The organism is Alicyclobacillus fastidiosus, from assembly GCF_026651875.1.
In the GTDB taxonomy this organism is placed as follows: Bacteria; Bacillota; Bacilli; order Alicyclobacillales; family Alicyclobacillaceae; genus Alicyclobacillus; species Alicyclobacillus fastidiosus.
This window is the reverse complement of record NZ_CP104067.1, coordinates 893,508-905,987: the sequence shown is the minus strand read 5'-3', so window position 1 is coordinate 905,987 and position 12,480 is coordinate 893,508. Positions and strand designations below refer to the sequence as shown.

Genomic DNA, 12,480 nt, shown 5'->3' with positions numbered 1-12,480 from the left:
GAGCGCCCCCTATTGGAATCCACAAAGCTATCTTGGACCCGTTAGCTCGATTGATGAAGTCCCGCAATGAACCCCGTGGCGATGTCGGTGACGATGACGACGACGACGAATAAGGCTACAATGGCAAGCGCAATGAGTAGGAATCGCTTCATACCTCGTGACAGCTTCATCTACTTACCTCCAACCGCGTTGTTCGACAAGACATACGCCTCTGAGCGTAGACGAAAATCCTAGGGATTTCAATTCCATCGAGACGTAAAAAGCCTCTTTAGAATCCCAACCGGGGGAACGTCCCCACCGATGTTCCTAAAGAGGCACTCTGGGTGCTTGAAACCTGTACGACATTGGCGTAGCAGGCACCCTTCAACTGGTCAGAGACAACTTGGGTTCCAACCGCGCTTCGACCGCGGCGGCTCCACTGCGCACCGCACCTTCGAGAGAGGCCGGCCAGCCAGTGTTGGTCCAATCGCCCGCGACGAGGAGTCCCTGGACGGAAGTGGTCGGATTGGCCCGCGCCGACCACGACCCTGGGCGAGCGAGAAACGTCGCATGTGGCTGCCAAACCAGTTTACACGTCTGAATTTGCGCCGCGCGTGCTTCGGGCAGTGCCGCTGCCAAGGCCGATTGAACTTTCCTCGCCAGCTCATCCGCCTCACTTCCCCGATGCGAATGGGCCGCAGAAATGGAGACGGATAGCCATCGCCCCGCATATTGCGAGAGTCCGAGAAGAGCTGCTCGATTGAAGACAAACATCCCTCCGAGCTCCATGGAAGCGAACACATCCTGCCTCATAACTGGCCTGTCATAGAGTACGAACGCGTTTAGTATCGGACTCCAACTCAACGATTGAAGTTTCGCGAAGTCATCGTCATCCCGCCAGCGCGAGGGAAGCATCCGCAGCAGGGCGTCGTGGGGAACTGCCGCTACCACCGTCTCGGCCGCGAACATATCGCCCCCCCGCAGGCGCACGCCGGTGACGCGGGCGTTTCGTATCTGTAACTCCGTGACGGCCGTGTTAAACAGAATCTCGACGCCCAGGCCTTGAAGTTTTGTGATGGCTTCCGTCGCGAGGTCTCCAAGCGGTCGCGTAAATAAGCCCAACCGCGCTTGCTGCCAGCCCGAGACCACGCCCATGCGAAACGACTCCGCGGCGAGCGCGGCACTTACCTCGTCCGCGTGTCCGTTGAGGACCGCGGTGCCGACAAGATCCCATAGCCTGCCAATCGCCCGGTCCGTCTGACCGTTTTGACGAAGCCAAGCGCCAAAGCTGATAGAGTCCAACGCGGCGACATTCGGCCGCAGGATACTAGGTGCCACCCGCAGTAGGCGAACGCGCTCCAGCGGGCTCAAATGCGCGTAGGTCAGCAACCCGGGCAGGAGGTGAAGCGCACCAGCCAGCCGCTTGCTCGACAGGCGCCCCCATGTACCGTCACAAAATACCGGGATATCGAGCAGCGGTTGCAACCGATAGGCATCACGAATATCGAGTTGCGACAGCAGGCGGGCAAACTGGTCACAGCACCCCAGCAGCACGTGCTGACCATTGTCGAGTGTGAGGCCCCGTTTTTCATCCGCGAACGAAAAAGCCCGCCCCCCAGGGTGCGGCGCTCGCTCTAACATGGTGATCAGGTGCGGTGGCACACCCTGTTCAAGCAAGGAATGGGCCGCCGAAATTCCCGCCCATCCCGTACCAATAATGATGATGTGTGCATCATTCATACCGTCGCGTGCGCGTTCCATAAGGCACCCCATACCAATTGCAATTTTCTCGATCCCGACACGTGAATTCGCTCTTCAAATACGTTGAATCCGTTCTCCTGAATCTTATCTAAAATTTCGTAATACATCAGGTAGAGTACGCGCAGACAGCGGAGACTGTCCACTTCGACGAGCGGAAATAGATTTCTTGCGCGCTCAAAGTAGTCGCGTGCGCGGCGCGTTTGTTCATCCATTAACGCATAAAATGCCGGCGTTTTCCGCTGGTGGACGAGATCCTCCAGCGAATACCCCACGCGCCTCATCTCCTCGAGAGGCAAGTAGACTCTGTCGCGTAGGATATCTTCCTTCAAATCTCGCAGGATGTTCGTCAACTGAAGGGCGACACCCATCTCGCGAGCCCATTGGAATGCAACGGGATCGTGATAACCGAAAATGTAGATACACACCTCTCCCACCGTACCCGCCACGTACTCGCAATACTGCTCAAGCTCGGCGAACGTGCCAAATCGCACCGGCTCCATGTCCATCCGCATGCCTTCGAGGAGGCCGACAAACGGGTCCTTCGGGATGTGAAATCGTCGAACCGCATCTCCTAGCGCTTGAACGACAGGGTTTGAATGAGATGAATAGGCAGGCTCATACGCCTCAAGGAAGATCCGCTCGGCATGATGTAACTGGTCCTTTGCCGCTTCTCCCCGAAATTCATCGACTGCGTCGTCACAAATCCGGCTCCAGGCGTAAATGGCGTACATCGCCATGCGCTTTTCCTTTGGCAACAGGCGCATTCCGTAGTAAAACGAACTCCCTGCCTGGCGTGTGGCCTTTGCGCAGAATTTATAGGCCTGCGTCAGATTCATGTGCCCTCATCTCCTTGACTGACTACGGCTTGAAGAGTGCCCGACACGCGATTCCTAGTTTTTTCTGAGTCGATACCACGGGCCGGCGCGACACCGGATCGAAATTTTGTCGTTCGAGCGAGCGTAAAATCGCCTCTCCGCCGAGGCGATACAGCCTCAACTGCAAGCGCAACCGCCTCGGTACGGTCTGTTCGAGCTGTTCACCGCGGTGGAATAATTCCCACGTGCGTTCCACTTCGTGGCGAATGCATGCGCGAATCGGTGCCGTGATCACCCCTGCTCGGTACTCTGAGAGGGAGGAACCGAATCGCTCTAAGTCTTCGAGGGGTACATAGAACCGACCGCGAACGACATCGCGACTGACGTCCTGCAGATGGTTTGCAATTTGTAGCGCAGTGCAAGTGCAGTCAGACAGTCGTTGGCGGTAGTCGTCCTGGTAGCCGAACAGCCCCAATACCATTCGCCCGACCGGGTTCGCAGAATACCGACAATAATCCAATAAGTCCTCCCACGAAGCGTACGTCGACTGGTGTTGATCCCGCCGATTCGCTTCGATTAATTGATCAAACGGCTCGCGCGGTAGGTCGAACTGGTGAATGGTGTACTGCAGTGCTCGAAATCCAGGGCTTGTCGGGGTGCCGGTGTAGCACAGCGACAACTGGTGCGCCCACTCATCGAGCGCTTGCAGGCGGTCCCCCGAAAACTCGTCCCCGATATCGTCAACACCTCGACAATATGCGTAAATCGCCGAAAAATGCGGGCGTAGGTCCCGTGGAATAAACAACGAGAGCACCGAAAAGTTCTCGTAGTGACTTGTCGCTAGCCTCTCACAATCTGCAAATGCTGACTCCAAAGCAGCTGGTATGGTCGACATGAAACGGTTTACCCCCGGCGTTTCTTCATCGCGTCTTGATAGCGGCCAAGGGCCCACACGGGAAAAATATCGCGATACAAAGTGTAGGCCAAGTAAAAATCCCTTGGGAATCCAGTTCCGGTATAGACCTCCTCGTCCCAGCCCCCATCTGGGCGTTGGGTTTCGTGGAGATAGTTGACGCCGCGGAGCACGGCGTCCGATTCTACTCGCCCCCCGGCGATCATCGCCATCAAAGCCCACGCGGTTTGCGATGGGGTGCTGACGCCTCGACCTGCCAGGTGCGGGTCGTCGTACGAACGGCAATCTTCGCCCCAGCCGCCGTCCTCATTCTGGTGCGCTACGAGCCAGTCGAGCGACTTTTGGACCCACGGTTCGCGGACGTCTACGCCAATGGATTTGAGTGCAGGGACGACGGCGCCGATGCCATAGATGTAATTGACACCCCAACGACCGAACCAGGACCCATCCGGTCTCTGCTCTGCTTTGAGGTATTGAACCGCTCGCTGAATCACGCTCCAGGCACCGTCGTAGCCAAATGCACCAAAGCACTCGAGGACGTGTGCGGTGACGTCCTCCGACGGAGGGTCAATGACCTCGCCAAAATCACAGAACGGAATTCGATTCGTCAATTGGCGATTGTTATCCACATCGTAGGCACCAAATCCCCCGTTCGAACTTTGCATCGCCACCAGCCAGCGGAAACCTCGCGTCAACGCGTCGCGACGGCGCGCTTCGTCCGGCAGTTTGATGCCGTTTAGGGCCATGACGACGATGGCTGTGTCATCGACGTCTGGATAGTGATCGCAATGGAACTCGAACGCCCATCCACCTGGCTTCACGTTTGGGCGCTTGACGTTCCAATCTCCACCTGTGAGAATCTGCTTGCTAACCAACCACTCCCCAGCTTTCACGAGGGCTGGATGATCAGGCGGCAACCCGCCTGCGCGCAGCGCCAAGACAGTCAAGCCAGTATCCCAAACCGGCGAGACACTCGGCTGGAACATCCATCCCCCATCACTCGTCGTCAACCCGTACGCCTCAAGTCCTTCCCAGCCTTTCGTAAAGGCCGGATGGTCCGTCATATCGAGACATCTGAGGGCGAGTAACGCGTAGAACCAAGGCGGCTGGATGCCTCCCCAGCAACCGTCCTCCTCTTGATGGGACAGAAGCCAATCGAGCGCCTTCTTCTCCGCGCTCCGGCGCCCCGGATGAACGGGCCACTTGTCGTACGATTTGAGGAAGTGGTCGAGGGCGATAAATAACCCGGAGTCCCCGCCTTTGGCCGAACGAGGGTTGGGTGGGCGCTTTGCTTCAAACAACTCTGGGACCGCCGCATGGGCTGGAAGAGGATACACGGGTTTGCGATTCATCACGATGGTCAACGCCACGATAGTCGCCCTCGCCCAGCTCGCAAAGTCGTAGATATTGAGCGGCGTCCGCTTGGACAGATGCATAATCTCCGGCGGAATGACCGGCAATTTATCCCATGGGTACTGTCCGACCATTGCGAGCCACAACCGCGTGAAGACGCGTGCGGACTGGGCGCCCCCCGCGTTCTGAATAAATTCCTTGGCCTGTACCATCTGCGGATGGGAAGCGGGCTCGCCCAACAGCTTTAGTGCCACATACGCTTCGACGGTCGCGTTCAAGTCACTCGGACCACCCGGGTAGATGGCCCACGTGCCATCGGTGCGCCGTTGGCTGATGAGATACGTCCGAATCTGCGCCCCCCGCTCGCGGTTCAGCTTGCCTACACAGTGAGACAAAAGTACGTATTCCGCTTCCATGCACACGTTGGACAACAGCGGCCCCCACCAATGTCCAGCGGGTGACTGGAGCCGCAACAGATGTGCGATTCCCGCTTCCAGAGTCGCCTGTGCGTTTGGCGTATCCAGTAGTTGCTTCGTCATCTTCCCCACTCCCTATTCCAAACCGATTATTTCCGGTGTACAGAACCGCGCTGGTCGCCCCTGTCTCCGTGCTGTTGGAACCACTCCACTGCCCGGGCGAGCGCCTCTTCCACCGAAGTCTGCGGGAGTCCCAGTTCGCGGACGGCCTTGGCGGCCGTGAAGTACATCGGGACTCGTGCGAGCTTTACGCCCGCCACAGGCGCCCGCGGTGATTTGGCCAACAAGGGGGAAACCACGTATTCGTCCACCCCCGCCACCACATACGCCAACCAGAACGGGATCTTCCACGAAGGTGGTTTACGCCCGGCGAGGCGGGCGACGGTCGCCACGAGTTGGCCAAAATGAAGATTCTGGTTGCCCAAGATGTATCGTTCTCCCCGAACGCCCTTGGCAAAGGCCAGTACGTGACCAGCCGCGACGTCTTCGACTGCCACCACGTTCAATCCGGTTTCCACGTAGGCGGGCATCTTGCCTCGCATCGTATCGAGGACGATGCGACCGGTCGGGGTCGGCTTGACGTCCCAGGGCCCGACCGGCGTCGACGGGTTGACGATGACGGCGTCCATGCCATCCCGAACCGCCTCTAGGACAAGCGCTTCGGCCATCACCTTCGTCTGCTTGTAGACGCTGTGCACCGTGGCGGGATCGACAAAGCGAGACTCATCCGCCGGCTCCCCGTCTTCCCGGAGCCCAACGGCAGCCGTGCTGCTGGTATACACGAGCCGCGGCCCCCCCGCCTGTCGAACCGCCTCTAACACGCGCTTGGTGCCTTCCACGTTGACCAAGTGCATCACTTTGCTGTCCCGGTGATTCAGCGAGTAGTGCGCGGCCACGTGAAAGACGGCGTCACAGCCGGCGACCGCAGATGCTAACCCGTGCCCAGTCGCCAAGTCTCCCGCCACGACTTCCATTCCCAACTCGTTCAATCGATCCGCGTGTTGCGGTGAGCGAACGACCGCCCGGACACAGTGGCCAGCAGAACACAGCGCAAGCGCCACGTGGTACCCGACAAATCCCGTTGCCCCCGTCACCAATGCGCGCACGAAAGGCCCCCCTCTATTGCTTTCAAGACACGTCTCGCCGCCAATGCGCGATACGGTAGAGCGAGCGCCGCCGGCCAGCTGCGCGGGCGATTCCAAGTCGGGAGGGCGTCCTTTGCGCCATCGAGGACGACCCTCAGGATGGTGGCGGGCACCCCGAACGACCTCGCCACCTCACACCAGGTATAGCTCTCCTGGTCCACGAAGAGCGCGTCGTATTGCGTCGCAAGTGCCCGCTTTTGTTCTGGTGACGCGGCCACGGTGCGAACGGATACGAGTCCCCCGGTCGACAAAGCGACAGACGTATCCGACCGTTCTCCCTTCCGCGCGACGGTCCCTGCCCTGACGCGCACGCGACCGAGAATCACATCACGCACCTCGTCAGGCAGTGGGCTTGGGGATATCCACTCCTCCCGTTCGTCGCTATACAACCTGCTTGGCACGACAATCGTTTTGCGGCGCAGCGAACTGTGCAGAGCCCCGCAGACGCCGACGCCGAAGACCCAACTAGGCTGCAATTGTCGAATCAGTGCTTCAGCCCTTCGCCGAGCGGCCGTAGGCCCGACGCCGGTCACCTCGACCCGCCAACGAGCTCGGTCATTCCGTTGCAACGCTGTAAACGCGCTCGCCTCGAAGCGCAGGGCCGCCAGCACGAGCACCGGCTTAGACACGGCCGTTCACGACGCGAAGAACCATCGCACCAACCGCCAGGTGTCCTTCGGTGTCATGGCTCCGACCGCAGAAGCCTCATACCCGCTGTGCATCATGCAACTGGCGCAGCGCGGGTTTTCACCATAGCCGAACTCTTCCCAGTTAGTCTGGTTCATCATCTCTTCAAACGTGTCGTAGTGCGCGTCGGTCAGGAGGTAACAGGGGCCTTTCCAGCCTTTTGGGTTTCGCGTCGGATTGCCCCACGGGGTACAACGCAGGTCTTTCTTGCCAAGCAGAAAGTCAAAATAGATGGGCGTATCGTAAAAGCGCACTTTGCCTCTCGCATTGTCTAGAATGTCTTGAACGAGGGTGTTCACTTCTTGGCGGTGAAGGAAGATGTCACTGTTCGACGCATCCACCTCTTCGTACGTGAAAGCGGGCGAGAGAATACTGTTGTCCACGCCGATGTCCATCAGCTCTTGGAGTAGTTCAGCGGTGTCTTGTGCGGATGCGCCTTTGTAAAGGGTGGTATTTGTCGCGACGCGGAAGCCGCGTTCTTTGGCCGCCTTGATGCCCTTGATGACGATGTCGAACACGCCTTTGCGCTCCACCATCTTATCGTGGTGATCCCGCTTTCCGTCCAGGTGAAAAACGAACGTGAAACGAGGGTCTGGTTCGAGTTTGTCTAACACGCGGTGGAGCAAAATTCCGTTGGTACACAACATCGTCAGTTTTTTTCGTTCCAACATCCCCTTGACGATGTCGACGATTTCGGGGTGAACGAGCGGCTCCCCGCCGGCGATGGACACGGCCGGTGCGCCGCACTCGTCGACGGCGGCAAAACACTCCTCTGCGCTGAGCCGCATCTTTAAAACCTCTGGGGCCTGACGGATTTTCCCGCAGCCGGTGCAGGTCAGATTGCACATTTCGGTCGGCTCGAGCATGAGTACCATCGGGAATCGCTTATTGCCTTTGAGCTTTTGTGTCATGATGTACTTCGCCATATCTACAGTAAGTCCGAGCGGTTGTCTTGCCACAATATCGCCTCCCAACAAGTGCACAGCCAGCGTGAGATGAACTTTGTGAACGTACCAACTCAAGTTTTTGTAGTGACTCGACATATGAACGTGACGAACAATATTGTATTCTGTCTAACAAAAAATTCAAAATTGTCCTGTGCGCAAACGAAGCGACGTCAAAAACGACTCCCGCCCGCGCGCCTCCATCCACTCTTTGAGGCGCCCGCCGAGCACGATGGGCCGCCGCTGAAGTTCGCTCCAAGTGCGACATCCGGTCAAGACTAGCAATGCGCGCATCCCCCAGTGCAACTCTTCCAGATAGCGTGCGATGGCGTCGTCGCCATCCGGTTCGGCGAGTAGTCGCACGAGCGGCCCAGCGATGCCGACCGCGCTTGCGCCCAAAGCCATCGCCTTCACAATTTGGTCCGCGGTGCGAATCCCGCCGGATGCGATGACATCCACCGATGCACCGGCGACGTCGACCACTTCGCACAGCGTCGCAGCCGTCGAGATGCCCCAACTCTTCCACTGGTCAGTGAGTTGCATCTCGCGCCGCCAAGCCTCGACCGCGATGAAGTTCGTTCCACCGCGACCGCCGACGTCAATCGCCTTGGCTCCAGCTTCGACGAACTGCGAAGCCTGTTCGGCCGCGACCCCTTGACCGACCTCTTTGGCAATCACCGGTACGCCCACGCGGTGCACGACCTCGGACAGCCCTGCGAGCGCGCCGCGAAAATCCCTGTCTCCCTCCGCCATAAACAATTCCTGTGCCACATTCCAGTGGACTTGCAGCAACTGCGCATCAATCAAGTCGACTGCCGCTCTGGCGACCTCAGGTTTCGTTCCCATGCCGACGTTGGCGATGACGAGGCCGTCTTTGTGTTCCTCGCGAACGACTCGATACGTGTACGCCACCTCGCGATTTTTGAGCGCCGCTGTCTCCGATCCGACCGCCATCGCCAGCCCAAAGCGCCTTGCGATGGCTGCGAGGCGGCGGTTGATATCGTACACCTGTGCGGCACCACCGGTCATCGCGTTGATGATAATCGGTGAAGATAGCGTAAACCCACACAATTTGGTTTCGGTAGAAACCTCATCCCACGCGAGTTCCGGCGCGCAGTTCGGCAATAAGGTGACGTCCTCAAACCAGGTCGATGACGCCCCATTGTCACCAAGTGTCCGCACTGCACAGACATGTTCTACCTTGCGCTGTTCACGCCCTTGTTCCGTCGCTTTGGCCATATACATCTTCCAACCCTTCTGAAGTAAGGCCCCTGTGCGCAACACAAGGATGCTACGCCCCGACAGGCACAGCTCTTCACAATCGCTGTCGCGACCTCTCACAGTCCCACTTCGTCCAATATATGCGCCCTTTGCGTCGGTCTGCCTACCAAATTCAAAACGTCTTCGACGATTCCCAACACATCTAGCCCAAGCAGGGCTAACACTTCGCCACGCGACCCATGCTCGACGAACTCATCCTGAATCCCCTTGCGCCAAACGCGCGTTCGAACGCCGAGATCCGCCAGGAGCTCGACGATGGCCGACCCTACGCCCCCAGCCAGCGCGGCTTCTTCGACCGTCAAAATCGGCGCCCCCGTTCGGGCCATCTCAAGAATCAACCTCTCGTCGAGCGGTTTGACGAAGCGAAGGTTGACCACGGTCACATCCAGCCCGTACTGGTTGTAAAGCACCTCTGCCGCCTGCAACGCGACGTGCACCATCGTACCAAGGGCGAAAATGGTGGCGTCTTTGCCCGTTCGGACGACCTCTGCCTTCCCTCTATCGAGCTGTTTCAAAACGGGATCTAGTGGAACCCCCAGGCCGTCGGCTCGCGGATACCGGACTGCGACGGGCCCGTCCCATTGGGTGCTGGTATAGAGCATGTGGCGCAATTCGTTTTCGTCTTTCGGGACCATGATGGTCATGTGAGGGATTGCACGGAGGTACGCCAAATCAAAAACACCCTGGTGCGTTTCTCCATCAGGGCCAACGATGCCGGCGCGATCTACCGCCAGGACGACAGGGAGATTCTGAATACAGATGTCGTGAATAGTCTGATCGTAAGCGCGTTGCAGGAATGTCGAGTAGACGGCGAAGATGGGCCGCTTTCCATTGGCGGCCAAACCGGCACAAAAGGTGGCCGCATGTTGTTCCGCGATCCCCACATCGAAGCAGCGCTCCGGAAAGCGCCTCTGAAATTCGGTCAATCCGCTCCCCGACAACATCGCAGGCGTGACGACGACGATGCGTTCATCCACCATGGCTAGGTCCATCACAGTCTGTGCGAAGACGCTCGTGTAGGATGGAACCGCCGCTCCCTTGCCGGCGGACGGCCAGGCATGCCACTTATCGGGGGCGTTTTCAGCCGCCGAATACCCCTTCCCCTTTTCCGTGAGCGTATGGATGAGAACGGGGCCCTTCAACTCCTTCGCCCGCTCAAGTACGGACAAGAGTTGTGGGAGATCATGACCGTCGACTGGGCCGAAGTACTTGAAGCCGAATCCCTCGAAGACGCTGATGGGCAGGATGACATGGCGTGCCGCATCCTTCATTCGGTCGAGCACTTTCGTAACCTTCTCGCCGACGCCGTGAAGCTGTCGCAGCGTCTGGTCGATCTCCACCTTCGCCTTCGTATAGGCGGGCTGCGAGCGCAGTCGGGTCAGGTATTTGGACATTGCCCCGACATTGTGAGAAATGGACATCTCGTTGTCGTTGAGGATGACCAGCAAGTCGGTTCCCAAATCACCGGCGTGGTTCATCGCTTCCATGGCCATGCCGCCGGTCAGTGCGCCATCGCCAATGACGGCGATCACGCGATAGTCATCACCTGACAGATCTCGTGCGACGGCCATTCCGAGTGCCGCGGAGATAGAGGTACTGGAATGGCCGGCCCCAAAAACGTCGTGAGGGCTTTCGTTTCGCTTTAAGAACCCGGCCAAACCACCCAGTTGGCGAAGTGTCGCAAACTGGTTTTTCCGGCCAGTGAGGAGTTTGTGTACATACCCTTGATGGCCGACGTCCCAAATCATTTTGTCTTTCGGGCTATCGAACACCCGATGCAGTGCTAGAGTGAGTTCAACCACGCCCATGCTTGCCCCGAAGTGCCCTCCGGTACTCGATATAGATTCGACAAGAAAGTCCCTTATTTCTTGAGCCAGCGTTAACAGTTGTTCTTCCGTCAGCGACTTGAGATGACTGGGTTCTTGAATTGAATCGAGTAGCGTAAGACAACACCTCGATTGCACTGGAATAACAAATTTAACTGCCGTTGCACTTGGGGCAAACCTTTCGTATAAAATTCTCGAATAAGTCCATGATGCTCACACAAGTCCTGCTAGGGACATCGGCCACGAATAATCTCGAATATTACTCAAATTTCAGGATACCAAAATAAACCGGCCGATAGCAAACTTGGTAAGAACCTCAGGCCTGACTGCAGTGTTCCCCTGCGCACTGCCTCGACAACGCCGTCACAAAAGGAAGTTTACGAGTAAGATATTCAAAACCTCGCTGACCTTGCCAACTTTCTCTATCGGCGACCGGAACGATTACCCGACTGCAGTCGTCCCGACGCCGCGAGCACAGCTGTCACGTCTGCGCTTGCGACCGCTCCCTTTGCGTCCGAAGAAACCGACGCTGTCGGTTCATACAGTAGCGTATGAGCACGTCCTCGTTCGCACCGACGTCCGCAAACTGGACGCCGTAGAGGTACTGGCCATCCTCGAGGGCCTCGCGCGTAACCTCTCCGCGAAAGGTGACAACGGTCTCCCCCTTGTCCGTTTCGAGAACGATCTCGCCTGCGATGAAATCCCCCCGTGTCAACCGTTTCGTCGAGGACACGGCGAGAAGCCCACCCGCGCTCAAATCTAGTAAATTCATCACGAACGACGTGCCACCATCGATTGTGATCTTGGCTGTGATAGTCACCGGGACGCGAAAACTCTGTCTCCGCTGTTCTTTAGAAATCTGCGACAGTTCGGGCTTTTGTACGATGACAAGCGGAATTCGGCTGCGGACGTTGTGCAGTACGCGCGTCTCAAACTCAAAGTACGCCGTTTGCACGTACCCCACGACAATCCTAGTCCCTTCCGGCAAAAACATCGCGTATCCGTTCTGGTCGAACGGAGGTGTGATGACCACCGTATCCTCCGTGATATCGACAATTCGAACTTTGTGCTCTTCCTCAGGCTCTGACCCGACGATGGTGACCATCGCGTCCTGTAGCTTCATCGGATACAACCGCACCATCCCCTTCATCCTATGTGACCATACAGTCGGCACTCACTTTCTTTTATCAGAATTCCAGAGAGGATACAATGCAAGGGCTTGCACTGCGAATCGTCAGCAAGGCTATCGCGCAGTCCCAACTTTTGTGGGATACTCAGAAAGTTCTAAGGAACTCGACAA

Annotated in this window: 11 protein-coding genes; all 11 read right to left on the bottom strand. The window is 57.8% G+C overall.

The window, feature by feature from the left end; genetic code table 11:
* Positions 1-41 precede the first annotated feature (41 nt).
* The 11 genes from NZD89_RS04690 to NZD89_RS04640 all read right to left on the bottom strand — a co-directional run bounded on the left by NZD89_RS04690 (position 42) and on the right by NZD89_RS04640 (position 12,321).
* Positions 42-170, bottom strand: coding sequence for a hypothetical protein (locus tag NZD89_RS04690; RefSeq protein WP_268006611.1), 129 nt, complete (start codon positions 168-170; stop codon positions 42-44).
* Between the two features lie 193 nt (positions 171-363).
* On the bottom strand, positions 364-1,740 hold the full coding sequence (gene hpnE, locus NZD89_RS04685; protein WP_268006610.1) for a hydroxysqualene dehydroxylase HpnE: 1,377 nt from the start codon (positions 1,738-1,740) through the stop codon (positions 364-366).
* Complete coding sequence (locus NZD89_RS04680; protein WP_268006609.1) at positions 1,716-2,576, bottom strand: phytoene/squalene synthase family protein; 861 nt, start codon at positions 2,574-2,576, stop codon at positions 1,716-1,718. The genes hpnE and NZD89_RS04680 overlap by 25 nt, the downstream gene beginning before the upstream one ends.
* Positions 2,577-2,598: 22 nt before the next feature.
* A complete protein-coding gene (gene hpnC / locus NZD89_RS04675) occupies positions 2,599-3,450 on the bottom strand; it encodes a squalene synthase HpnC (RefSeq protein ID WP_268006608.1) in 852 nt (283 codons plus the stop codon).
* A gap of 8 nt (positions 3,451-3,458) precedes the next feature.
* On the bottom strand, positions 3,459-5,360 hold the full coding sequence (gene shc, locus NZD89_RS04670) for a squalene--hopene cyclase (protein WP_268006607.1): 1,902 nt from the start codon (positions 5,358-5,360) through the stop codon (positions 3,459-3,461).
* A 26-nt stretch (positions 5,361-5,386) separates the two neighbouring features.
* Positions 5,387-6,403 carry a hopanoid-associated sugar epimerase gene (gene hpnA, locus NZD89_RS04665; RefSeq protein ID WP_268006606.1) on the bottom strand — a complete coding sequence of 339 codons (1,017 nt, stop codon included), beginning with the start codon at positions 6,401-6,403 and terminating at the stop codon, positions 5,387-5,389.
* Positions 6,388-7,071, bottom strand: coding sequence for a 5'-methylthioadenosine/S-adenosylhomocysteine nucleosidase family protein (locus NZD89_RS04660; protein WP_268006605.1), 684 nt, complete (start codon positions 7,069-7,071; stop codon positions 6,388-6,390). The genes hpnA and NZD89_RS04660 overlap by 16 nt, the downstream gene beginning before the upstream one ends.
* A gap of 6 nt (positions 7,072-7,077) precedes the next feature.
* Positions 7,078-8,088 (bottom strand): adenosyl-hopene transferase HpnH, encoded by a 1,011-nt coding sequence (gene hpnH / locus NZD89_RS04655; RefSeq protein WP_268006604.1) that lies wholly within the window; start codon positions 8,086-8,088, stop codon positions 7,078-7,080.
* Positions 8,089-8,214: 126 nt separating this feature from the next.
* A complete protein-coding gene (gene fni, locus NZD89_RS04650) occupies positions 8,215-9,318 on the bottom strand; it encodes a type 2 isopentenyl-diphosphate Delta-isomerase (protein ID WP_268006603.1) in 1,104 nt (367 codons plus the stop codon).
* Between the two features lie 92 nt (positions 9,319-9,410).
* Positions 9,411-11,318 carry a 1-deoxy-D-xylulose-5-phosphate synthase gene (gene dxs, locus NZD89_RS04645; protein WP_268006602.1) on the bottom strand — a complete coding sequence of 636 codons (1,908 nt, stop codon included), beginning with the start codon at positions 11,316-11,318 and terminating at the stop codon, positions 9,411-9,413.
* Between the two features lie 343 nt (positions 11,319-11,661).
* Positions 11,662-12,321, bottom strand: a complete 660-nt coding sequence (locus NZD89_RS04640) for a flagellar brake protein (protein ID WP_268006601.1) — start codon at positions 12,319-12,321, stop codon at positions 11,662-11,664.
* Between the last annotated feature and the right edge of the window lie 159 nt (positions 12,322-12,480).

Coding starts and splice junctions, on each gene's coding strand:
- NZD89_RS04640 (WP_268006601.1), bottom strand. CDS start 12,321: ATGGTGCGGTTGTATCCGATGAAGCTACAGGACGCGATGGTCACCATC.
- NZD89_RS04680 (WP_268006609.1), bottom strand. CDS start 2,576: ATGAATCTGACGCAGGCCTATAAATTCTGCGCAAAGGCCACACGCCAG.
- hpnE (WP_268006610.1), bottom strand. CDS start 1,740: ATGGAACGCGCACGCGACGGTATGAATGATGCACACATCATCATTATT.
- NZD89_RS04690 (WP_268006611.1), bottom strand. CDS start 170: ATGAAGCTGTCACGAGGTATGAAGCGATTCCTACTCATTGCGCTTGCC.
- shc (WP_268006607.1), bottom strand. CDS start 5,360: ATGACGAAGCAACTACTGGATACGCCAAACGCACAGGCGACTCTGGAA.
- fni (WP_268006603.1), bottom strand. CDS start 9,318: ATGTATATGGCCAAAGCGACGGAACAAGGGCGTGAACAGCGCAAGGTA.
- hpnC (WP_268006608.1), bottom strand. CDS start 3,450: ATGTCGACCATACCAGCTGCTTTGGAGTCAGCATTTGCAGATTGTGAG.